General features: G+C 67.8%; 19 protein-coding genes. 12 read left to right on the plus strand and 7 right to left on the minus strand.

Features of this window, described 5'->3' with window-relative positions; translation table 11 throughout:
- Positions 1-18: 18 nt before the first annotated feature.
- The 6 genes from F6B93_RS10730 to F6B93_RS10755 all read left to right on the plus strand — a co-directional run bounded on the left by F6B93_RS10730 (position 19) and on the right by F6B93_RS10755 (position 6485).
- Positions 19-657, plus strand: coding sequence for a DUF4245 domain-containing protein (locus tag F6B93_RS10730; RefSeq protein WP_211699082.1), 639 nt, complete (start codon positions 19-21; stop codon positions 655-657).
- A gap of 126 nt (positions 658-783) precedes the next feature.
- The gene (locus tag F6B93_RS10735; RefSeq protein ID WP_211699083.1) at positions 784-1200 is read left to right on the plus strand and encodes a hypothetical protein; all 417 of its coding nucleotides are present in this window, start codon (positions 784-786) and stop codon (positions 1198-1200) included.
- A 111-nt stretch (positions 1201-1311) separates the two neighbouring features.
- Positions 1312-2049: a hypothetical protein gene (locus tag F6B93_RS10740; protein WP_211699084.1), complete on the plus strand. Its 738-nt coding sequence runs from the start codon at positions 1312-1314 to the stop codon at positions 2047-2049.
- 161 nt (positions 2050-2210) lie between these two features.
- A complete protein-coding gene (locus F6B93_RS10745; RefSeq protein WP_211699085.1) occupies positions 2211-4037 on the plus strand; it encodes a serine/threonine protein kinase PknE in 1827 nt (608 codons plus the stop codon).
- Between the two features lie 168 nt (positions 4038-4205).
- Entirely contained in the window at positions 4206-5069 is an 864-nt protein-coding gene (mmaA2, locus tag F6B93_RS10750) for a cyclopropane mycolic acid synthase MmaA2 (protein ID WP_211699405.1), read from the plus strand.
- Positions 5070-5156: 87 nt separating this feature from the next.
- The gene (locus F6B93_RS10755; protein ID WP_211699086.1) at positions 5157-6485 is read left to right on the plus strand and encodes an acyltransferase family protein; all 1329 of its coding nucleotides are present in this window, start codon (positions 5157-5159) and stop codon (positions 6483-6485) included.
- Here the strand turns inward: F6B93_RS10755 and F6B93_RS10760 are convergent.
- On the minus strand, positions 6444-6899 hold the full coding sequence (locus F6B93_RS10760) for a hypothetical protein (RefSeq protein ID WP_246541068.1): 456 nt from the start codon (positions 6897-6899) through the stop codon (positions 6444-6446). The genes F6B93_RS10755 and F6B93_RS10760 overlap by 42 nt on opposite strands.
- 116 nt (positions 6900-7015) lie before the next feature.
- Positions 7016-9826, minus strand: coding sequence for a PE family protein (locus F6B93_RS10765; RefSeq protein ID WP_211699087.1), 2811 nt, complete (start codon positions 9824-9826; stop codon positions 7016-7018).
- A 147-nt stretch (positions 9827-9973) separates the two neighbouring features.
- Here F6B93_RS10765 and F6B93_RS10770 point away from each other — a divergent pair, with 147 nt between their 5' ends.
- Positions 9974-10135 carry a hypothetical protein gene (locus tag F6B93_RS10770; RefSeq protein ID WP_211699088.1) on the plus strand — a complete coding sequence of 54 codons (162 nt, stop codon included), beginning with the start codon at positions 9974-9976 and terminating at the stop codon, positions 10133-10135.
- Positions 10136-10217: 82 nt separating this feature from the next.
- Here the strand turns inward: F6B93_RS10770 and F6B93_RS10775 are convergent, their stop codons facing one another.
- Both F6B93_RS10775 and F6B93_RS10780 read right to left on the minus strand, forming a co-directional pair.
- Positions 10218-12980 (minus strand): PE family protein, encoded by a 2763-nt coding sequence (locus F6B93_RS10775; protein ID WP_211699089.1) that lies wholly within the window; start codon positions 12978-12980, stop codon positions 10218-10220.
- A gap of 112 nt (positions 12981-13092) precedes the next feature.
- On the minus strand, positions 13093-14589 hold the full coding sequence (locus tag F6B93_RS10780; protein ID WP_211699090.1) for a potassium/proton antiporter: 1497 nt from the start codon (positions 14587-14589) through the stop codon (positions 13093-13095).
- A 182-nt stretch (positions 14590-14771) separates the two neighbouring features.
- On the opposite strand from F6B93_RS10780, the gene F6B93_RS10785 reads away from it, so the two are divergent.
- Together F6B93_RS10785 and F6B93_RS10790 are read left to right on the plus strand one after the other, a co-directional pair.
- The gene (locus F6B93_RS10785) at positions 14772-15464 is read left to right on the plus strand and encodes a potassium channel family protein (RefSeq protein WP_211699407.1); all 693 of its coding nucleotides are present in this window, start codon (positions 14772-14774) and stop codon (positions 15462-15464) included.
- 153 nt (positions 15465-15617) lie between these two features.
- The gene (locus F6B93_RS10790) at positions 15618-18242 is read left to right on the plus strand and encodes an FHA domain-containing protein (protein WP_211699408.1); all 2625 of its coding nucleotides are present in this window, start codon (positions 15618-15620) and stop codon (positions 18240-18242) included.
- Here the strand turns inward: F6B93_RS10790 and F6B93_RS10795 are convergent.
- Entirely contained in the window at positions 18229-18762 is a 534-nt protein-coding gene (locus F6B93_RS10795) for a GNAT family N-acetyltransferase (protein ID WP_211699409.1), read from the minus strand. The genes F6B93_RS10790 and F6B93_RS10795 overlap by 14 nt on opposite strands.
- Positions 18763-18980: 218 nt before the next feature.
- On the opposite strand from F6B93_RS10795, the gene F6B93_RS10800 reads away from it, so the two are divergent.
- Positions 18981-20594: a class I adenylate-forming enzyme family protein gene (locus F6B93_RS10800; protein WP_211699091.1), complete on the plus strand. Its 1614-nt coding sequence runs from the start codon at positions 18981-18983 to the stop codon at positions 20592-20594.
- A 58-nt stretch (positions 20595-20652) separates the two neighbouring features.
- On the opposite strand, the gene F6B93_RS10805 is transcribed toward F6B93_RS10800, so the two are convergent.
- Positions 20653-21081: a CBS domain-containing protein gene (locus F6B93_RS10805; protein ID WP_211699092.1), complete on the minus strand. Its 429-nt coding sequence runs from the start codon at positions 21079-21081 to the stop codon at positions 20653-20655.
- A 129-nt stretch (positions 21082-21210) separates the two neighbouring features.
- On the opposite strand from F6B93_RS10805, the gene F6B93_RS10810 reads away from it, so the two are divergent.
- Positions 21211-22008 carry an SDR family NAD(P)-dependent oxidoreductase gene (locus tag F6B93_RS10810; RefSeq protein ID WP_211699093.1) on the plus strand — a complete coding sequence of 266 codons (798 nt, stop codon included), beginning with the start codon at positions 21211-21213 and terminating at the stop codon, positions 22006-22008.
- Between the two features lie 43 nt (positions 22009-22051).
- Entirely contained in the window at positions 22052-22723 is a 672-nt protein-coding gene (locus F6B93_RS10815) for a hypothetical protein (protein ID WP_211699094.1), read from the plus strand.
- A gap of 8 nt (positions 22724-22731) precedes the next feature.
- Here F6B93_RS10815 and F6B93_RS10820 read toward each other — a convergent pair whose 3' ends face one another.
- The gene (locus F6B93_RS10820; protein ID WP_211699095.1) at positions 22732-23628 is read right to left on the minus strand and encodes an NYN domain-containing protein; all 897 of its coding nucleotides are present in this window, start codon (positions 23626-23628) and stop codon (positions 22732-22734) included.
- Positions 23629-23705 lie beyond the last annotated feature (77 nt).

Below are 23705 nucleotides of genomic sequence, written 5' to 3' on the forward strand. Positions count from 1 at the left end.
TTGAGCGAGAACGGGGGAATGTCCTCGAAGCAGCGAGATGAAAGACTGCGACTGTTGCGGCGCCGCCGCCGTGTGATCGTGTCGATCGCGCCGCTGGCCCTGGCATGCATCGTCGGGGCGGTATTCAGCGGGTGCTCGGTCCAGCTGGGCCAGCACACCAGTGCGCCGCCGAGTGTTGACGTCGCTGCTGCCCTCCGGGACGATGCCGCCGAGTTGGGCATCCCGCTGCGGCTGCCACAACTGCCCGAAGATTGGCACACCACCGCCGCACGCCGCGAGACCCTCCGCTGGGGCCGCACTATCGGGCCGCCTGGCCGCGGGTTCGAACCAGCTGTCGTATCGATCATTGACTACCTGGCTCCTGGAGAAATGCGCATGAGACTCGCCCAGAGCAATGCCGACGTGAGATCCCTCATCGACTATCTGGACACAGCGGTATCCCTCGAAACAGCGCTCGGCCGGGCTGGCGAGCGGGACGTCGAGGGCGTCACGTGGGAGGTCTATACGGGGGAGGCCCACGAAGAGCCGGTGTGGACCACGCGGCTGGCCGGTCCGAGCGCACCGGTTCAGATTGCGATAACCGGCGCCGGCGACGTTGACGAGTACCGAACGCTGGCGGCCGCAACACAGACGCAGTCGCCGCTGCCCACCCGCTAGGCCACGCGGCCGACGTCAGCATGTGTCGAGCACCTCGCAAGCGCGTGTGTTGTCGGCAAATACCGCGCAGCGACGCCGGTCCCCGCGTCTGCCGTGTGCCTCTTACACAAGGCCTATTCTTTCCCCATGAACAGTGGGTCGCCACCGAACAAGGGGCCTGCGAACGCGCACGACCCAGAAAATCTGGTCGCGTCCGGCCCGCGGCGCACCCGGGTTGGCATCGCGTCGCTTGTCTTGGCGGTCATCGCGGCGGTCGCAACGGGGCTGGGAATCGGCTTGGCGGCCGCGAGAGATCTGACAGCGTCGGAATGCCTTACCCAGGCGAGCCACATCGATGCCCCGGCGGTAGCGGCCGGGATCGGCGTCATCGCGGGAGGTGCTGCCGCCGTGATCGGCTGGATCGGGTTGACCGGGCCTCGTTGGACGTGGGGTCTCGGGCGGATATCGGCAGTTGCCGGGCTGGCGCTGGGTTGCTTGTCGTTGCTGGTTTCTACCGGAATATTCTGGCTCGCCACCTCCCCGTGCCTACCGAGCCCGATCTAGCTTGCATGCCACGTCGCAGCAGCGTCCGTCCGGCCGGGGAATTAGGCACGACGATGGTGTTCAATTGCTTCAGTGAGTACCGACCAGCTTCTGCCCAGGGAGCCCTGAGCCATGAGCACCCTGCTCGACGAGGTGTTAGACGCTCACGGAGGGCTGGCGCAGTGGCGGCGCGCCGATACGATTCACGCGCGGGTGCGCACGGGCGGGCTGCTCCTGCGAACGCGGGTGCCGGGCAACCGCCTCGCCGACTACCGCATCACGGTGCACGTTCGACAGGCCCGCACAGTCCTGGACCCGTTCCCACGTGACGGTCAGCGGGGGGTCTTCGAGAACGGGCAGGTCCGCATCGAGAGTCACGACGGGCCGGTCATCAGCTCTCGGGCAAACCCACGCGCCGCGTTCTTCGGTCGCTCCGGCCTGCGCCGGAACCTCCGATGGGACCCATTGGATTCCGTCTACTTTGCCGGCTATGCCATGTGGAACTACCTCACGACGCCATACCTTCTGACACGCGAGGGTGTCGCGGTCGAAGAGGGACAGACGTGGCGCGAGGGGGAGGAGACGTGGCGGCGCTTGAATGTCAGCTTCCCTTGGGCCCTGGACACCCACTCGCCGCGTCAAAGCTTCTACTTTGACGGCAGTGGTTTCCTGCGCCGCCACGACTACGCACCCGAGGTGGTCGGACGCTGGGCACGGGCCGCGCACTATTGCGTGGACCCGATTTCCGCGGGCGGCTTGGTGTTCCCAACTCGTCGCTGGGTCCACCCGATCGGCCCAGGCAACCGGTCGCTGCCCTTCCCGACGCTGGTGTCGATCCAGCTGACCGACGTGCGGGTCGAGACCGAATAGGATTCGACACCCCGGTCACCGCGCCCGCATTTGTCCCAGCCATTAGCCTTATGCCTGGCACGCCACCGTGGCTGGTCTCCGGTTGCAGGCTTTGGCCGAAGGTGCGAAGGCGCTGCGCGCCGGTTTGCTGCACGCGGTTTGGCGGGGTGAGGAGTCGGGCGATGGGTGAGACCGCGGATTCGCGGGCGGGTTCGCAGTTCGGGCCGTACCGGTTGCGGCGGCTGGTGGGTCGCGGCGGCATGGGCGACGTCTATGAGGCCGAAGACACCGTGCGCGAGCGGGTCGTCGCGCTGAAGCTGATGTCGGAGACACTGTCGCGTGATCCCGTCTTCCGCGCCCGTATGCAGCGCGAGGCCCGCACCGCCGGGCGGCTGCAGGAACCCCACGTCGTTCCCATTCACGACTACGGGGAGATCGACGGGCAACTCTATGTCGACATGCGTCTGATCGACGGCCGGGACCTCGCGACCATGTTGAGCCGGTACGGACCGCTGACCCCGCCGCGCGCGGTAGCCATCTTGCGCCAAATCGGCTCGGCCCTGGACGCCGCGCACGCCGCGGGCGTGACGCATCGCGACGTAAAGCCGGAGAACATCCTGGTCAGCGCGGACGACTTTGCCTATCTCGTCGATTTCGGGATCGCCTGCGCCACCACGGACGAGAAGCTCACTCAGCTCGGCAACACCGTGGGCACGATCAAGTACATGGCCCCGGAGCGGTTCAGCGACTCCGAAGTGACCTATCGTGCCGACATTTACGCGTTGGCGTGCGTGTTGTACGAATCGTTGACCGGCTCCCCGCCGTACCGCGGCGATCAGCTCAGCGTGATGGGTGCTCACGTGAGCCAGCCGATCCCGCGGGCCAGCGCCGCTCGCCAGACAATTCCGGTCGCGTTCGATGGCGTGATCGCGTGTGGCATGGCCAAGGATCCCGCCGACCGCTATCCGACCTGCGGTGACTTGGCAGCGGCGGCCTACGCCGCGTTGGCCACGCCGGATCAGGATCGCGCCACTGACATTTTGGAGCGCAGTCAAGTGGCAAAGCTACCGGCCGCGCCGGCCAGCAAGCCCCCCAACGGCTATGTGCCGGCGCCACCCACGCCCTCGACCCCCGTAGGGGGCCAGCGCGCGGCATGGCCGGCGCCCTCGACAACCGGGCCGCCGATTCCACCGAGCGGACCAACGCCGACGCACGCGCCGTGGGGTGGCGCTACCGGGTGGGGCACTGGCCAGGTGGGCGGCGCCGGCGCGCCGCATTGGGGGCACCCGTCGGCGGCGCCGGTCAGCCGAAAACCTTGGCTGTGGGTGGGTGTTGCCGCTGCCGTCGTGGTGGCACTCGCCGTCACCCTGGGTGTCCTTGTTGCCCGTCCCTGGCAATCGTCGGCGCCGTCTGCGGCGCCCTCGACGTCGGCCGTGCCCGCCGATGCGGTTGAGCTGCGTGTCCTCAACGACGGGGTGTTTGTCGGTAGCTCGGTAGCACCAACAACGATCGACATCTTCAACGAACCCATCTGCCCGCCCTGTGGCAGCTTCATCAGGTCGTATGCCAGCGATATTGACACCGCGGTGGCCGACAAGCGGCTGGCGGTGCGTTACCACCTACTCAGCTTCCTCGACGACCAGTCGCACAGCAAGAACTACTCGACACGCGCGGTAGCGGCCACCTACTGCGTCGCAGCCCAGAACGACCCGAAGGTCTATATGGACTTTTACGCGGCCCTGTTCGCCAGCGACTTTCAGCCTCAAGAGGGGGCGGCGTCCGATCGCACCGATGCCGAGATCGCCCATCTGGCTCAAACCGTGGGTGCCAATTCCACCGCGATCGGCTGCATCAAGTCCGGAAATGACATCAGCACCGCGCAAACGAAGTCGGCAAACGCGGATGCCAAGCTGACCGGGCTCAGTGCCTCCGGCACGCCGTTCGTGTGGGACGGTACCAAGCCGGTGAATTACCAGGACCCCAGCTGGCTCACGGAGCTCATCGGATGACCCTAGGGTGACGGCACCGAACCCCTGTCGTTGAACTCGGCACGTCTTCCCCTGAAGCTCGTGTCCGGGCATCGGATAACATGCGTCGAGCACGCTTAGGGAACGCTCAGTGCCGTTCGTGGAGGTACCTTGGTGGCCGTCTCCGGGCCGGAAAGGCATCACAAACTCATGGCAGACAAGCTCACGCCGCACTTCGACGATGTGCAGGCGCACTACGACCTGTCCGACGACTTCTTCCGGCTGTTCTTGGACCCGACCCAGACCTACAGTTGCGCCTATTTCGAACGTGACGACATGACGCTGGAAGAGGCTCAGATCGCCAAGATCGACCTGGCGTTGGGCAAGCTTGGCTTGCAGGCAGGCATGACGATGCTGGACGTCGGCTGCGGTTGGGGCGCCACCATGCGGCGAGCGATCGAGAAGTACGACGTCAACGTGGTCGGCTTGACGTTGTCGAAAAACCAGGCCGCTCATGTGCAGAGATCGTTCGACGAGATGGATAGCCCGCGGGAACGGCGGGTGTTGCTGCAGGGCTGGGAACAGTTCGACCAGCCCGTCGATCGCATCGTGTCCATCGGTGCGTTCGAACACTTCCGTCACGACCGCTACGACGACTTCTTCGCGCTGGCGCACAAAATCCTGCCCGGCGACGGGGTGATGTTGCTGCACACGATCACCGGCTTGACCAAACAGCAGATGATCGACGCGGGCTTGCCGCTGACCTTGTGGCTGGCCCGCTTCTTCAAGTTCATCATGACCGAGATCTTCCCGGGCGGTCAGCCGCCGACGATCGAGATGGTGGAGGACCACTCAGCGAAAGCGGGCTTCACGCTGACCCGCCGCCAGTCGCTGCAGCCGCACTACGCACGGACCCTCGACGTGTGGGCCGAGACGTTGGAGTCGCACAAGGACGAGGCCATCGCGGTGCAATCCGACGAGGTCTACGAGCGCTACATGAAGTACCTCACCGGCTGCGCCAAGTTGTTCCGAGCCGGCTACATCGACGTGAACCAGTTCACGCTGCAGAAGTAAGCGCGGGCAACCGCGGAATTGCCGCTGCGGGCAAGAACGCGTAGTCCTACTCATTCGCAGCGTTGCCGTAGCCAACATCCTGGATGCATGCCTCGTGCCAAGCCCACGCGCGATCCACACCTAGTTGCTCACGACACGCCCCCTGGGCGTGATCGCGCCGTCGATGTCGCGCGACTGGCCGCCCTCGTCGTCGTGATGTTCGGTCACTGTGCGCTGCTGCTGGCCACCATAGATGCCCATGGTTTGCGCATCGGCAACCTGTTGGGCGCGCTGCCGCTGCTCGCTCCGGTGACCTGGCTCGTGCAGGTCATGCCGTTGTTCTTCCTGGCGGGAGGCGCCGCGGGAGCCTACGGTTGGCATGCCACCGGGCCGTCAGCTAGGTCGTGGGGTAGCTGGCTGTTCACCCGGGCGCAGCGCTTATGCCGGCCGGTGTTCTGGTATCTGGCGGTATGCCTGATCGCCGCGCTGATGGTGCGAGTGATTCTCGGCGAGGATTCATCGGCGGCGTTCGGGCGAGAGTGCGTCGCGCTGCTGTGGTTTCTCGGTGTCTACCTGGTCGTACTCGCCTTTGTGCCGGCATTGACGCGGCTACGGACGGGCCGTGCGGTCGCGGTCACGGCCGCTTGCCTGCTCGGAGCCGCTGCCGCCGCCGACGGAATGCGTCTTGCCCTCGGCACGCCCGTAGCCGGCATCACCAACGTCATCATCGTGTGGCTGATCCCGATGACGATCGGCGTCGCGTATGCCCGTCGACTGATCAATCCACGCCTAGCGCTGGCCGCAGCGGCAACCGCGCTCACCGCGCAGATCCTGCTCGCCATCGCCGGGCCGTACGAGGTCTCTCTCGTCGTCACCGGCGCCGAGCGACTGTCCAATGTGTCGCCGCCGACGCTGCTGCTCGGGCTGCAGTGCACCTGGATGTCGTGCGCATTCGTGGCGGCCGCCGGCGCGATCCGGACATGGGCGGCGCGCCCACGCGTCTGGCGGGTCGTCGCCGTGGGCAACGCGGGAGCGATGACCCTCTACCTGTGGCACATCCCTGCGATCGCGGTTGCCGCGTTCGGGCTGCACGCCCTCGGCTTGGACGCATACCACGTTGATGCGCCGGGGTTTTGGGGGCTGCTTGCGCTGCGGGCACTGGTTTTTGCCGCCGTGATGGCGTTGGTGTTCCGGTTGCTCTTGCCTCTCGAACACCGTCCGCTGCCGTGGTGGGACGCGCCGGTCCCGGCCGCGGGGGCGTGGTCGATCGCTACGGGCGCCCTGGTCTGCGGCGCGGGCGTCGCGCTCGTACTGCTGGCCAAGGATGGGCTGGGCGGGACTGCGGGTTGGGCCGCACTGGGGGGCTTCCTCGTTGCGGCCGCGGCGGCGCGTCGGTCAGTCCACCCGAAGGTTCCGCGCGCCCTTGACGTTTCGTAGCCCCGAACAATTCACGCAGCCGACACACCCCACACAGTCGGTGCAACGCACACACGCGACGCAGGCCACGCACCGGGTACATGCGACGCAGGCCAGACACGCCACGCATTCTTTGACGGCGGCGCACAGCGCCGTCAACACGCACGCGATGACGCCGACCCCGCCCGCGGTCGCTACCGATCCGGCGACGGCGACGCTGCCCGCGGTTGCTGCCGATCCGGCGACGGCGACGCTGCCCGCGGTTGCTGCCGATCCGGCGACGGCGACGCTGCCCGCGGTTGCTGCCGATCCGGCGACGGCGACGCTGCCCGCGGTCGCCACCGATCCCGCGACAGCGACGTTGTTGATACCGGGAATCACATCCACTACCGCTCGGTCATCGACGACTGATGGCAACTTCTGCGCAACTGCCATGCGCTCAATCATGTCACGGCGAGCCGTTTGACCCGTTTTGGCCAGATAGGGATCCGCCGGATCCCCCGGTGCCGCCGGGTCCACCGGAGTCGCCGGGCCCGCCGTTGGCCAGGGTTCTAGGCTCCGTTGGATCCGTTCTGACCGAATAGGGATCCGCCGGTGCCGCCGGTGCCGCCGGGGTCGCCGGGCCCGCCGTTGCCGCCATTGCCGATCCGATTGGCGTTGCCGCCGTTGCCGCCGTTGCCGCCGTTGTTGCCGGCCCCGCCGGCCCCGCCGTCGCCGATCAGCGCGGCGTTGCCGCCGTTGCCGCCGTCGCCGAAGGCGCCGCCGCCTCCGCCGGTGCCGCCGTCGCCGAACAGGCCAATACTGTCACCGCCCCTACCGCCGGTGCCGCCGTCGGCCCCGCCGGTTCCGCCGGCGCCGCCGTCGCCGAACAGGCCAAGACTGTCACCGCCCCTACCGCCGCCACCGCCGCTACCGCCGCCGCTGACGGGGGCCGCACCGGTTCCGCCGTCCCCGCCGTTGCCGAACAGGCCAAGACTGTCACCGCCCCTACCGCCGGTAGCGCCGCCGCCCGACCGCGCTTGCAGGGCGTTGCCGCCGTCACCGCCATTGCCGGACAGCGCCCCGCCGATTCCACCGTCACCGCCGCCGCTGTCGAGAATGCCCCAGCCGCCGGCACCGCCGTCGCCGAAGAACCCGGCGTCGCCGCCCGCACCGCCTTGCCCGCCATCGCTGGCGGCGCCGCCGTCACCACCGCCGCCGAACAGCAACCCGCCGTTGCCGCCATTACCGCCAGGGCTACCTACTGTAAAGCCGCCGTGGCCGCCGCGGCCGATCAGCCGGGCATCACCGCCGTCGCCGCCACCGATGTTGTTGACACCGAAGGAGTTGCCGCCGTCGCCGCCGTTGCCGAACATCCACCCGCCGACACCGCCGTTCCCCCCAGGTCCCGCAAATGTCGAAGTCGCAAGCAAGCCCCCGCCGACCCCGCCGGCCCCGCCGTGACCGAACCAACCCAGCGCGGCCCCGCCATCACCGCCGGCGCCGATCGTAGCGGTGCTGTTGAAACCTAGCCCGCCGATCCCGCCGGTACCGCCGTCACCGAGCAGCCAGCCGCCGGAACCGCCGGCCCCACCGGCACCAGCGAGAGTAAGAGGGCCTGGGCTGAGCCCTCCGATGCCGCCGTTGCCGCCGTTGCCGATCAACCCCGCGGCCCCACCGGCCCCGCCGGGCTGGCCGGGCAGACCGTTACCGCCGTTGCCGCCATCGCCGTAGAGCAACCCGCCGGCGCCACCGGGCTGCCCGGGCGCCCCATCGGCGCCATCGCCGATCAGCGGGCGCCCCAACAGCGCCTGGGTGGGCGCATTCACCACATCAAGGGGATCCCCGAGCAGCGATCCGCCCTGCCCGGTGGCGCCGTTAGGGCCACCGGAGGTGCCGGGTCCACCGGCGCCGCCATCGCCGATCAGCTGGGCGGCGCCGCCGGCACCGCCGCTACCCGCTGTGCCGCTACCGCTGATGCCGGCGGCGCCGCCGGCACCGCCGTTGCCGATCAACGCGGCCGTACCACCGTTACCACCGGTGCCGGGCGTTTGGGAGGTCCCGGTAGACCCGCCGGATCCACCGGCCCCGCCGTTGCCGAATAGCAGAGCGCCGTTGCCGCCATTACCACCATTGCCACCGGGCCCTAAGCCGACACCCATCGCGCCGATGCCGCCGTCGCCACCGTCACCGATCAGCCCGATGGCGTTGCCGCCGTTACCGCCGGTGCCCACGAGGCCAAAGCCACCCGTGCCACGGTTGCCGAAGCTGTTGCCGCCATGGCCACCGTTGCCGATCAACGTGCCGCCGGACCCACCATCGCCACCGTCGCTGCCGATGATGCCCCAACCGCCGTCACCGCCGTTGCCGAACAACCCCGCATTACCGCCGCGACCACCACTCCCCGCTACGCTCGTAAGGCCGGCGCTGGCGTCGCCGCCGTCACCGCCGTGGCCGAACAGCCACCCGCCGTTGCCCCCATTGCCGCCGCTACCGCCGCCTAGAAAGTCGGCACCGAGGGCGCCGCCATTGCCGCCATGGCCGATCAGCCGAGCATCACCACCGGACCCCGCGGCTGCGCCGCCACCCCAATTGGCACCACCGTCACCACCGTTGCCGTACACCAACCCGCCGACACCGCCGACTCCGCCGGCCCCACCGGTCCCGCCCGCAGAAGAGACAAAGCCGGGCCCGCCGGCCCCACCGGTCCCGCCATGGCCGAACAACCCCACAGCGGCACCGCCCGCGCCGCCGACCCCACCGACGCCGCCCCCGCCGGTGCCGAACCCACCCATGCCACCGTGACCCCCGTTGCCGAACAGCCACCCGCCCGCACCGCCGGCACCGCCGGCCGCACCGGTTGTCCCCTGCCCGCCGATCCCCCCGTTACCGCCGTTACCGATCAACCCCGCCGCCCCACCGGCGCCACCGGCCTGACCGAGCCCGCCGTTGCCACCGTTGCCGCCGTTGCCGAACAACAACCCACCGGCACCACCAGCCTGCCCGGGCGCCCCATCGGCGCCATCACCAATCAACGGGCGCCCGAAAATCGCCTGCGTAGGCCCATTGATCACATCCAGGGCGGCCGCCATGGGCGACGCATTGGCCGCCTCGGCGGCGGCATACGCGCTGCTGCCGGTGGTCAAGGCTTGCACAAACTGGGCATGAAACGCCGCCGCCTGCACACTCAGAGACTGATACGCCTCACCATGCGCGGAGAACAGCGCCGCGATGGCCGCCGATACCTCATCGGCACCGGCAGCGAGCACCGCCGACGTCTGTGCCGCCGCGGCCGCGTTGGCCGAACCCAGCGTCGAGCCCAGACCAGCAAGATCGGCGGCCGCCGCTGCCAACATCTCTGGTCCCGCGATGACAAACGACATGACGCACCTCCAGCAACCGGGCAAGAACGGTGGTAATTATGAGACTGATTTAAACCTATAAATACCACATATCCCAGACGCTGGGGTGCGCATTTCGGCAGCTATTCGCGCCCGACGGCGTGCTCAACGATCGGGGGTCAGCACGAGATGGGCGAAGCGGCGAAGCTCGCCCTCGTTACCGACATCCGGATCGGTCGGCGGCATCGCACCACGATCCACGCCGAGGACGCACGGCGGGGACCCGATCTGCTGGACCGCGACTTCAAAGCGCTGATGATCGACTGTTATTCGCGGGCCATCGTCGGCTGACACGTGGTCACCGCTAAGGACACCGCATTGGTCACCACCGCAGTTTTCGCCGACAAGGATCCCACTACCGATGACCCGGGTTTTAGGCTCCGTTGGATCCGTTCTGACCGAACAGGGATCCGCCGGATCCCCCGGTGCCGCCGGGGCCACCGGAGTCGCCCGGCCCGCCGTTGCCGCCGTTGCCGATCCGTTGGGCGTTGCCGCCATTGCCGCCGGTGGCGGGGTCGCCGGTGGTGCTGACGCCGGCGGCGCCGCCGGCGCCGCCGTTGCCGATCAGCGCGGCGTTGCCGCCGGTGCCGCCGGTGCCGCCGGGGCCGACATCGCTGGACCCGCCGGCCCCGCCGGCGCCGCCGGCGCCGAACACGCCGAAACTGTCTCCGCCCGCGCCGCCGGCACCGCCACCACCACCGCCGTCGACCGCACCGGTTCCCCCGGCCCCGCCGTTGCCGAACAGCCCGGCCGAATCGCCGCCGCTGCCGCCGGTGCGGCTGAAGCCGACGCCTCGCGATTGCACGGAGCTGCCGCCGTCACCGCCATCGCCGGACACTGCCCCGCCGGCTCCGCCGTCACCGCCGTCGGTGTCGCGGATGCCCCAGCCGCCGGCACCGCCGTCACCGAAGAACCCGGCGTTGCCGCCGGCACCGCCTTGGCCCCCAAGAGTGGCCGCACCGCCGTTACCGCCGTCCCCGAACAGCAACCCGCCGCTGCCGCCGTTACCGCCATTCACACCTACGCTTCCGTCTCGGCCTTGAAAGCCGCCGTTGCCGCCGTGGCCGATCAGCCGGGCGTCACCGCCGTCGCCGCCGCTGCTTTGGCCCGCAAAGGCGCTGCCCCCGTCCCCGCCGTTGCCAAACAGCAACCCGCCGACACCGCCGGCCCCACCGGGTCCACCGCCAATCAGACTTCGCAGACTGGCCCCGCCGGCCCCGCCGGCCCCGCCGTGGCCGAACCACCCCACCGCGGCCCCGCCGGCCCCGCCAGCGGCCCTACCCGGGAGGTTGTTGTCGAGCCCGCCGATTCCGCCATTACCGCCGTTGCCCAGCAGCCAGCCGCCGGAACCGCCGGCACCGCCGGCGCCAGGGGGATTAGCAGCGTCTGACCCGAGCCCCCCGATGCCACCGTTGCCGCCGTTGCCGATCAACCCCGCGGCCCCACCGGCCCCGCCGGGCTGGCCGAGCAAACCGTTGCCGCCGTGGCCGCCATTGCCGTAGAGCAACCCGCCGGCGCCACCCGGCTGCCCGGGTGCCCCATCGGCGCCGTCGCCGATCAGCGGGCGCCCCAACAGCGCCTGGGTGGGCGCATTCACCACGTCGAGGGGATCCCCGAGCAGCAGTCCGCGCTGCCCGGTGGCGCCGTTGGGACCACCGGACGTACCGAGTCCGCCGGCGCCGCCATCGCCGATCAGCTGGGCGCTGCCGCCGGCACCGCCGGTTGCCGGTATGCCGGCCAAACTGGTGCCGGCGGCGCCGCCGGCACCGCCGTTGCCGATCAGCCCGGCGGTACCGCCGGTACCACCGGCGCCGGCTGCGGCCCCGTTGGACCCGCCGGATCCACCGGCCCCACCGTTGCCGAACAGGAAGGCGCCGTTGCCACCATTGCCACCGTCGCCACTGACGACTGCGAAGTCGACGCCCGCCGCGCCGATGCCGCCGTCGCCACCGTCACCGATCAGCCCAATGGCGTTGCCGCCGTTACCGCCGGTTCCCAGGCCGGTCGCGTTGTTGGCGCTGAAGCTGTTGCCGCCGTGGCCACCGTCGCCGATCAGCGTGCCGCCGGACCCGCCATCGCCACCGTCGCTGTCGTGGATGCCCCAACCGCCGTCACCGCCGTTGCCGAACAACCCCGCGTTGCCGCCCCGACCGCCGCTGCTCGCTACGTCGGTAGTGCCGCCGGTGGCGTCGCCGCCGTCACCGCCGTGGCCGAACAGCCACCCGCCGTTGCCCCCATTGCCGCCGTTACCGCCGCCTTCAATGTCGGCACCCAGCGCTCCGCCGTTGCCACCGTGGCCGATCAGCCGGGCATCACCGCCGGCGCCGGCGTTGGCGCCGCCACCCCAATTGGCACCGCCGTCACCACCGTTGCCATATACCAACCCGCCGACACCACCGACTCCGCCGGCCCCACCGGTCCCGACCACAGAGAGATCGCCGGGCCCACCGGCCCCACCGGTCCCGCCATGGCCGAACCACCCCACAGCGGCCCCACCCGCACCGCCGACCCCACCGACACCGCCCCCGCCGGTGCCGAACCCACCCATGCCACCGCGACCCCCGTTGCCGAACAACCACCCGCCCGCACCGCCGGCACCGCCGGCCGCGCCGGTGGCCCCCGGCCCACCGATGCCCCCGTTGCCGCCGTTGCCGATCAACCCCGCGGCCCCACCGGCACCACCGGCCTGCCCGATCCCGCCGTTGCCCCCGTTGCCGCCGTTGCCGAACAGCAACCCCCCGGCGCCACCGGGCTGTCCGGGTGCCCCGTCGGCGCCATTGCCGATCAGCGGGCGCCCGAAAATCGCCTGTGTCGGCCCATTGATCACATCCAGGGCGGCCGCCATGGGCGATGCATTGGCCGCCTCGGCGGCGGCATACGCGTTGCCACCGGCGGTCAGGGCCTGCACAAACTGGGCATGAAACGCCGCCGCCTGGGCGCTGAGCGCCTGATAGGACTCACCGTGGGCAGAAAACAGCGCCGCGATTGCCGCCGACACTTCATCGGCACCGGCGGCCAACACGGCCGTCGTCTGTGCCGCCGCGGCGGCATTAGCCGAACCCAGCGTCGAGGCCACACCAGAAAGATCGGCAGCCGCGACCCCCACCGCTTCGGGCATTGCGATCACAAACGACATGACGTACCTCCCGGAATGGCCTAGTACTTCGTGGTAATCATGAGACTTCTTGCCACTTACTAGTACCACACGTTATTGACGTGTGGTACTAATTTTGCGGGACCGGGGGACATCAGTCTGCTGCGCCGTACTCGTCGAACCAATACGCGAGTTTGCCCCGCCTACTCACCGCGCGGAGTCTCGACTCGGCCAAGTCGCGGGTCTTGCTGGTGGTCACGATCAGCAATTCGTCGCCGGTCTCAATTCGAGTGTCGGGCATAGGCACGAAGGTGTGGCCGTCGCGGATGATCAGCGTGATCACCGCCGGGTCGGGTAGCCGCAGTTCCAGGATCGTGACGTTGTGCAGTCGGGACGTCGGTTGCACCGTCATGGTCAGCAGTTCCGCGTCGAGCATGTCGAGCGGCGCAGCTTCGACTTGGATCTCGCGGGTTGTTTCACGTGAGATGAGGCCTAGCCGCTGAGCGATCGGGCGGAGGCTGGGGCCCTGCACCAAGGTGAACACGACGACGAGGACGAACACCATGTTGAGCAGTTGAGAACTGCCGGGAACGCCGGCGACGACCGGAAAGGTCGCCAACACGATGGGCACCGCACCGCGCAGCCCCGCCCACGACAGAAAGACCTGATCGCGCCACCGAACGCGAAACCACGACAGCGCCGCAACTACCGACAGTGGCCGGGATACCAGCAGCAAGACGAGGCCGACACCGATCGCAGGGGCCACATCGGCGGCGAGTTCGCTCGGGGTCACCAACAGTCCGAGGAGCACGAACAGTCCGATCTGGGCCAGCCAACCGAGTCCTTCGGCGAACGATCGGGTCGCCGACCGATGCGGCAGGCCGGAGTTGGCCAGCACCACCGCGGCCAGATACGCCGCAATAAATCCGCTGGCACGGGCGCTGCCCGCGGCGCCGAAGGCGACCAGTCCCAGCCCGAAGGTGGCGATCGGGTACAGCCCGGACGCCGGCAAGGCGATCCGCCGCAGGGCGAACGCGCCGAGGTATCCCACGGTCAACCCAATGACGGAGCCGCCGAGAAGTTCATACAGCACATTGGCGATGGCCGCCTGCGGCGTGAATACGAAGGGCACCACGCTGAACATGAGTACGAGAATCACCACCGGCGCATCGTTGAAGCCGGACTCGGCCTCGAGGATTCCCGCGATGCGCCGGGGCAACGGAATCACGCGGAGCACCGAGAACACGGCGGCCGCGTCGGTCGAGGAGACGATGGCGCCGAGCAGCAGGGCGAGTTGCCAGTCGATGCCCAGCAACCAATGCGCGCCGAGCGCGGTCACCAGGGTGCTGGTGAGCACCCCGATCGTGGCCAGCGCGCCCGCTGGTGCCAACGCTTTGCGGATGTCGGCGAACCTGGTCGTCAAACCGCCCTCGATCAGGATCACGGCCAGCGCCGCCGTGCCCAGGTTTCTGCCCAGTTCCACATTGTCGAAGCTCAACCCGAGCCCGTCTTCGCCGACCGCGACGCCGACCAGCAAGAAGAACAGCAGGCTGGGAAATCCGACACCGGTGGCCACCCGAGTACCGACAATGCTGGCCAGCAGCACAAAGCCGCCGATCAGCAGAGTCAGATACAGCTGCTCCAGGCTCACGTCGTTTCCCGTTCGGAGTTGGTCTTGGCTGGGGTCGCTGCTTCGTGCACCGGGTACCCGAAGTCGCCGCATTGGCGTGCTGCCAGTAAATCAGCACGGCCCCGAGTGCTCGACATACAGCGGGAAGTGGCCGCGCACCGGGTACCCGGATAGGACAAGATGACTGGGTGGCTGGGCGACGAATGCGCATCGGGATTGCCGGCGCGGGAAATGTCGGACGCTCCGTCGCGCAGGAGTTGCTGGACTACGGCCACAAGATCTTGTTGATCGAACGACAGCGGAACAACTTTGAGCCGCACACGGTGCCCGAAGCGGACTGGCTCAATGCCGACGCGTGTGAGCTGACCTCGTTGCACGAGGCGGGCGTGGAGACCTGCGACGTCTTGATCGCCGCGACCGGGGACGACAAGGCGAATCTGGTGGTGGGCCTGCTCGCCAAGTCCGAGTTCGGGGTGCCCCGGGTGGTGGCCCGGATCAACGACATTCGCAACGAGTGGCTGTTCACTCAGGCATGGGGGATCGATGTGGCGGTGTCGACGCCCAGCGCGATGGTCGCCGGAATTGAGGGTGCTATCGATGTGGGCCACCTCGTGCGGTTGATGGGGCTTCGAGAGGGCAAGGCGGATCTGACGAAATTGACGCTGCCGGAAGACAATCCACTCGTTGGACAGCAAGTCCGCGAGTTGGATCTACCGGAAAACACCGCTTTGGTCACCGTGCTTCGCGGCGACGATGTGATCGTTCCGCAGCCCGGCGATGTCCTTGAGGCCGGAGACGAGATGCTCTTCGTTGCCGATAGTTCCGTGGAGGGTTCCATCCAGGATGCTTTCCGGGGCGCCAGCGTGGCGCGTGCGCCGACTCACCGCGACGCCTGATCGGGACCGGGCAACAGCGACCGCCAGGGTGTGTGCCGGCGGCCCTGGGTACTGGCTGGCTGGGCTCTCGCGGGATGGGCTCGGCGTTGACCGACATCGGATACGCCGTGCCGCCGGTATCCGTTGTTGTCGGCGCGCGTGCCGTTACAGTTGGTGCCGATGAGCCAAGCAGCCGCCCCGCCCGCGCTGACCGTGCGGTACCAGGGATCGGAGCGCACGTTCGCCGCAGGCCATGATGTCGCCGTTGGACGTGACCTACGGGCGGACGTCCGGGTGGCGCACCCATTGATCTCCCGGGTGCACCTCTTGCTGCGTTTCGACCAGGGCCGCTGGGTCGCCATCGACAACGGCAGCCTCAACGGGCTGTTTGTCAACAACTATCGCGTGCCGTTGGTCGAGATCCACGATGGGCAGCTGGTCAATATCGGTAACCCCGACGGTCCAGCGCTCACCTTCGAGGTGGGTCGTCACCAGGGTTCGGCGGGGCGTCCTCCGCCGACGGCGTCGATTCAGTTGCCCCACATGCCCACCGGGTCGGGGCCGGCCGAAGGCCCGCGGCCGCCTGGACCGCAGCGGCCCGGTCAAGCTCAACAGCCAGTGCCGACGACGCGGATACCTGCGCAACCGCCCAGCGGCCCGCCGGCAACCCACGGATCGGGGCCCCAGCCGCGATTCCCGACCGGCGGGCAACCGGTGCGGCAGTCCGGCGCATTTCAACAGGCGCCGCAGATTTATCGCCCACCGACGGGGGCGGCGCCCGCTGCCACGGGCGTCCCCGCCGCCGGTGAGACCGGAAACATCGCGACGTCGGTGCTGAAGATGTTGCGTCCGAGCAGGTCGGCGGTGGGGGAGTTGCCGCCCGGTGCGTTAAAGATCGGCCGTGCCAGCGACAATGACATCGTTATTCCCGAGGTGCTGGCATCGCGACATCACGCGACTCTGATCCCGACCCCCGCTGGCACCGAAATCCGGGACAACCGGAGCATCAACGGCACCTTCGTCAACGGCGCCCGGATCGACTCGGCGTTGTTGCGCGACGGCGACGTGGTCACCATCGGGAACATCGACCTGGTCTTCGCCGACGGCGCCTTGGCCCGGCGCGAAGAGAACCTGCTGGAAACGCGGGTCGGCGGCTTGGACGTGCGCGGGGTGACCTGGACCATTGACAACGACAAGATCCTGCTGGACAACATCTCGTTGATCGCGCGCCCGGGAATGCTCACCGCCGTCATCGGTCCGTCGGGCGCCGGCAAGTCGACGCTGGCCCGGTTGGTAGCGGGGTATACGCACCCGACGGACGGCACGGTGACGTTCGAGGGCCACAACGTCCACGCCGAATATGCCTCGCTACGTAGCCGGATCGGGATGGTGCCCCAGGACGACGTGGTGCACGGACAGCTCACCGTCAAACAGGCGCTGATGTATGCCGCTGAACTGCGGTTGCCGCCAGACACCACCAGGGAGGACCGCGCCCAAGTGGTTGGCCGGGTGCTCGAGGAATTGGAGATGTCTGACCACATCGAGACGCGGGTCGACAAGCTGTCGGGCGGCCAGCGCAAGCGTGCCTCGGTAGCGTTGGAGTTGCTGACCGGTCCGTCGCTGCTGATTCTCGATGAACCAACCTCTGGTCTGGACCCGGCGCTGGATCGCCAGGTCATGACCATGTTGCGGCAGCTGGCCGACGCCGGTCGGGTGGTGCTCGTGGTCACCCACTCGCTGACCTACCTCGACGTGTGCGATCAGGTCTTGCTGCTGGCACCCGGCGGTAAGACCGCGTTTTGTGGTCCACCCAGCCAGATCGGCCCCGCCATGGGGACCACGAACTGGGCCGACATTTTCAGCACCGTGGCCGAGGACCCGGACGCGGCCAAAGCCCGCTACCTCGCCCATACTGGTCCGCCCCCGCCGGCCCCACCGGTGGAGCGGGCCGCCGAGTTGGGAGATCCATCGCACACCAGCTTGTTCCGGCAGTTCTCCACCATCGCCAGGCGGCAGATCCGGTTGATCGTCTCCGACCGAGGATATTTCGTCTTCCTGGCGATGTTGCCGTTCATCATGGGCGCGTTATCGATGACCGTGCCCGGCGAAGCCGGCTTCGGGTTCCCCAACCCACGGGGCGAGTCACCCAACGAGCCCGGAACGATCCTCGTACTGCTTAACGTCGGCGCAATCTTCATGGGGACCGCGTTGACAATTCGCGACCTCATCGGCGAGCGGGCCATCTTCCGCCGCGAACAGGCGGTCGGGCTGTCCACCACGGCGTATCTCAGTGCGAAGGTCTGCGTCTACACCGTGTTCGCGGTCGTGCAGTCGGCGATCGTGACCGTCATCGTCTTGCTGGGCAAGGGCGGCCCAACTCAGGGCGCAGTCGTGTTGGGCAAGCCTGGTCTGGAGCTGTTCGTCGACGTGGCATTGACCTGCATCGCCTCGGCGATGCTGGGGCTCGCCCTGTCGGCCATCGCCAAGTCCAATGAACAGATCATGCCGCTGCTCGTGGTCGCCGTCATGTCGCAGCTGGTGTTCTCGGGCGGCATGATTCCCGTGACGGGACGTCCCGGACTCGACCAGCTGTCCTGGGTCACGCCGGCACGATGGGGTTTCGCGGCGTCAGCCTCCACAGTCGACCTGACGACATTGGTGCCCGGTCCTGTTACCCCCAAGGATTCACACTGGCGCCACACTCCCAGCGCATGGTGGCTCGACATCGGAATGCTGGTGGCGCTGAGCGTTTTCTACGCCAGCTTCGTGCGCTGGAAGATTCGCCTCAGGGGCGGCTGACCGTTTCGGCCGGTGCCCGACGCAGGGTAAACCCCAACTGGGGTATGCCGATGAGGCCCGGCACCAATGTCCAGGTGAATGACCGCCCGTCGAGCTGGAAGCCCTTTTTCTGATAGAAGCGGCGCGCTCGGAAGTTCCTCTCGGCGCACCACACCACCGCGTCATGGGAGGGCTCCGAGCTGAGCGCATGATCGAGCAGGAGCCCACCAATACCGCGACGCTCACTTCCGGCCGCGACATAGAGCGAGTCGACTTCGAGGTGGTCCGGGTTGTCGATCTCGGGTCCGAAGATGCTCATGCCGATGATTCGGCCCTGCGCCTCGGCGAGCCACATGGCCCAACCGGGTCTGGTGAGCCGTTGCGGGTATTCCTCGTCGATCCACTTTTGCGTATCGAACAGGTCGAGCATTTGCGGAGTCATGATTCCCCGGTAGGACGAGCGCCAACTCGGGTAATGCATCTCCGCGACATTCTCGTAGTCCGCCGGCCCAGCTTGCCGGAGCGAGATACCGTCGGGCATCTCCGTCACGCTTGCTCCAGTACGTCGCTTGAACGAGTGTTTAGAACGGACACAAGTCGCCCTGTTCCCGCTGCACGACTTCGATTATCCGCGAAATCTGCAGTGCCACGGTCCTAGGGAGACTAGCGCAAACCGGCGAAGGGCCGTCGGCATCCCCACCTCCCGCCGGGCATGACGGCGCGGTATGCGACGACGGGCTTTCTCCCTATCATCTGATTATGGGTGCCGCTGAGCTGGATATCGGGGCGTCGCCCGCATTCAGCGCCGAGGACGCGGCCCGGTACCGAGCGGCCGGCTGGTGGTCGGACACCACACTTTCCGATGCGGTGCGACGCAACGCCGAGCGCATTCCCGGCCGCGTCGCCTATATCGACCATCCCAGCGGCGCGCTCACCTGGCATGAATTCGATTGCACGGCAGACGCGCTCGCGCAGCAGCTGGCCGGCCTCGGGGTGGCCCGGGGTGACCGGATCGCGGTGTGGCACGGCGACTCCGCGGCCATCCATGTCTTGTTCGTCGCGGTCGAACGCTGCGGCGCCGTGGTCGTCGGCATCGGCGCGCGTGCCGGCATTCAGGAGGTCACCCAGATCCTGCACAGCGCCCAGCCCACCCTGCTGATCAGCGACCAGCAGCGCAGCAGTTCAGCAGCGGCCGCCACCGCTCAATATCCGGTGACATTGCTGGCACTGAGTGCGGACGGCGGCATCCTGAGCCTGGACGTCACTGCCAAGCCCGGGGTTGTGCGGGAGGAGGCCCAGCTCGGGCCCGACGACGTCTTCCTGATCAACTCCACCTCGGGCACCACGGGCGTGCCCAAGTGTGTCCTGCACACCCAAAACCGTTGGTACTACTTTCACCAGAAGGCCGTCGCCAACGGCGTGCTGCGGTCGGAGGACGTATTCCTCCCCGCGATCCCCGCCCCATTCGGCTTCGGGATATGGACCAGCCATACCACCCCGATCTATCTGGGGGCCACCGCGGTAATTCTGCAGCGCTTCGCCACTGAGGCGGCCTATCAAGCGATAGCCCGTCATCGGGTCTCGGTATTATGCTGTGTCAGTACACAATTGACGATGATGATGGCCGATCCGGGTCGTGCGGGCTACGACCTGAGTTCGCTGCGTGTCGTTTTCACCGGCGGTGAGGCGCTGCCATATCGAACCGCGGCGGAATTCGAGGAACTCACCGGCGCCACGATCCTGCAGTTCTACGGCTCGAACGAGACCGGGCTGTTGAGCGGGACCACGGTGGGTGACTCGCGGCAGCGCAGACTCCGCACCGCCGGCCGGATTGCGCCGGAAATGGCGGTTCGGCTCTTCGACGGAGACCGCGATGTCACCGAAGAGGGGCGAGGCCAACCCGCGTGCCGAGGTCCGGCGACCAGCCTCGGCTACCTGGGCGCTGCCGACCACGACACATTGTTCACCGGGGACGGATGGATGCGCATCGGCGACATTTGCGAGATCGATGCGGATGGATATCTCACCGTCACCGGCCGCACATCGGATTTCATCCTTCGCGGTGGCAAGAACATCAGCGCGCCACAGGTCGAAGCTGCCGCCATGACCCATCCCGCGATCGTGGTGGCCGCGGCGGTCGCGATGCCCGACCAGACGTTCGGCGAGAAGGTATGCCTCTACGCAGAGCTTGCTGACCATCACACCGTCGATCTGGCTGGGCTGGTCGACTACCTGATGGCCCAGGGCGTTTCCAAGGAAATCCTGCCGGAACGACTCATTGCAATCGACGAACTCCCACGATCACCGGGCGGCAAGATCGCCAAAGGCCGGCTTCGCGACGATATTCGTGTGAGGACGCAGACCGGCAGGTGAAGGCGGGCACCGGGCGCGGCCGTTCGGCGGGCTGCATCGGCCGCGCGCGGTTAGGCGGTCAGCCGATCGTGGGCTCCGCGTCGGCGCTGTATACGCCGAGCAGGTCGCGGGCCGAGACGATGCCAACAAGCGCGCCATCGCGCTCCACCAGGATATGGCGGATATAGCGGTCCATCATCCGGGTCGCCACTTCGTCGACGGTGGCGTCAGCGTCACACCACACCAACGTGGTGCTGGCCACGTCGGCGGCTCGGACGGCGGCAACGTCCCTCCCGGCAGCCACGACCCGAACGATGTCGCGCTCGCTGACCAGCGCAGTGGGTGGGTCGTCGTCGCCGACGACGACGGCGCCGATGTTGTCGGCGACCATCGCGTTGGCAATCTCGACGACGGTCGCGCCAGCATCGACACGCACGACAGGGTCGCCGGTGACGGTGTCGATCGGGATGGATCCGGCAGCGGGGAAAGCAGAGGAAGAAGCGGTCACGCGGTCATGCTCACCCAGACCCACACGCGCGCTCTAGTGACTTGGGTCCTCAATTCAGGTGGCCTTTGTTGGTCGACGGCTGACCCCGACGCATGCTGGAACCCCGAACGATCGACTACCGTCGCCGACATGGAGTTGATGGGAAAGACTGTTCTGCTCACGGGTGCAACTGGTGGTCTCGGGCGTGCGATCGCCACCGCGCTGGCTGGCCGCGGGGCGCACCTTATCGTGAGCTCGCGCAAGCCCCAGGAGCTCGACGAGCTGGCCGCCGCGCTGGCTGGCGATGGCCACCGAACGATCGTCAGCGACCTTGCGGAGCCAGATGCGGCCCCTCGGCTGCTTACCGCAGCGGGCCAGATCGACATTCTGGTCGCCAATGCGGCATTGCCCGCCTCCGGCAAGCTGGACAGCTTCACCGCCGGAGAAACCGCGCGCGCACTGCGAGTCAACCTCGAGGCACCGATACAGATGACGCGGGAGCTGATCCCGAGGTTCACCGAGCGCGGATCCGGGCACTTCGTCTACATTTCCTCGCTCTCGGGCAAGACAGCGACGGCACGAGCCTCGCTCTACGCCGCGACAAAATTTGGCATCCGTGGCTTCGCGCTGTGCCTGCGCGATGACCTGCGGCCGGCCGGCGTGGGAGTTTCGGTAGTGAGTCCCGGAGCGATCAGCGGTGCCGGGATGTTCGCCGACTCCGGAGCCGACGCGCCGCCGTTGATCGGCACCGGCACGCCCGAGCAGGTGGGCGCGGCGGTCGTCACCGCGATTGAGCGCAATCGCAGCGAGGTTACCGTGGCGCCGATGCGCCAAAAGGTGTTGGCGCGAGTCGCCGCGAACGCGCCGGAGGTCATGTCGCGTCTTTCCGCCGGCATCGCGGTCAGGTTCGCCGACCAAGTGGCCGCTGGCCAGATCCAGAAGCGGTAGGCGCAAGGATCCTTCGCCTCGGCAATGGTGGCATCCTGGCCTGGTGGGGCTGTTGTTTCGGTTGGCCGAGTTGCTGGTCGTGATCGTGCCGCTGATCGGCGTGCTCTACGCCGGCTTCAAAGCGTTCTCTTCGTACGCTCGACGCGTGGGAGAGGCGCCCGCGAGCCCAGCGCCGGAAAAGACTTCGGAGTTCGACCGTCCCGCCGGCGGAGACGACGCGGCGCGGTGGCGGGCGATTGCGCGCGCGGTCGGCGCCCATGAGGGAACCGACGCACGCTGGCTCGAGTACGAGCTCGACACCGCCAAGCTGTTGGACTTCCCTGTCATGACGGACATGCGGGAACCGCTGACGATGGGCTTCCACAAGGCCAAACTGCGGGCCGAATTTCACAAGCCACCGCGTGCTGAGGATCTGCTCGACGACCCGGAGGCAGCTCGCCAGTATTTGGATGCGGTCGAACACTATGTGACGGCGTTCGATGCCGCCGAAGCCGAGGCGGTGCGCAGGCGCCGAGCCGACTTCTCCCGTGACGAACAGCAGCGGATAGCGCGCGCCCAGAACCTGCTGCGGCTAGCAGCCGATGCCGCGGCGACACCGCAGGAACGTGAGCGGGCCTACGGTTTGGCGCGCCAGGAACTCGAGGGTCTTATCGTCTTGCCGGACAGCACCCGAGCTGCCATCGAGCGTGGAATCGCCGGCGAGATCGACAAGTAACGCAAACTCTAGGAATCCGCGTCGCTCTTCAAGCGCACCAGCCGGGTTGTGCTGCTCTCGTCGAGGTCGACGAGGTCGTTGCGCGAGCGCAGGAAGTCGCTGAATGACTTGAAGCCCAGTGACTTCTCGCTGAAGGACGGGTCCATCCGCTTCATCTGCGCCTTGACCACGGAATTGTGCAGCCAGTCGGCGTCATCCTTTTCCTGGGCCATGCGAAGCGCGCGTTCGAGCAATCCGGTGGCGGCAGCCTGTGGGTCCGGCTGCGCTGGCTCTTCGTCGAGTTCGGCGGCGGTCGCGCGGCGTCGGCGCTTCTTCAGCTGCGGCGCTGTGGGAATCGGCGAGATTCCCGGGAGCGCGTCATAGGTCACAAACTCGTCGCACGCGGCGGCCAGCGACTGGCTGCTGGCGCCAGCTATGCCAATGCCGACAACGTATCGGCCGAGGCGCTTGCAGCGCTGAGCGAGTGCGATGTAGTCGGAATCTCCGCCGACGATGACCGCGTGCGTCAGGTCGGGCAGCCGGAACATGTCCTCGACCGCGTCGACGGCCAAACGAATGTCGGCGCCGTTTTTCCCGTAGACCGTTGCCGGGAACAATTGCACGAGATCGACCGCGCGGGCGACGAGCTGCCCGTGATAGGACGCATTGACGTCGGCGGACCAATCCGCATACGCGCGGGTGAGCACGAGGGTGCCGAACGAGGAGGCGAAGTCCATGATTGCGCTGAGGTCAACCGTCGCTTGCCGCAGCCGTTCTTTGTCCAAACCCTTTGCCTTGTCCCGCTGGAACGTGTTGCGGCCGTGCACCTGGTCGTAGCGGGAGATGACGATATTGTCGAAGTCGAAGTAGACGGCCACCCGGGTGGTACTCGGTTCGGTCCTGGATTCGGTCGTAGAGTCGGTCATAGTCGTCATCGTGCGCCACTGAAGCGTCAATCATCGACGAAACGCCGAGGATAGCCCAAACTCGCATTCCCGGGCGA

This window comes from Mycobacterium spongiae (genome assembly GCF_018278905.1).
GTDB lineage: Bacteria > Actinomycetota > Actinomycetes > Mycobacteriales > Mycobacteriaceae > Mycobacterium > Mycobacterium spongiae.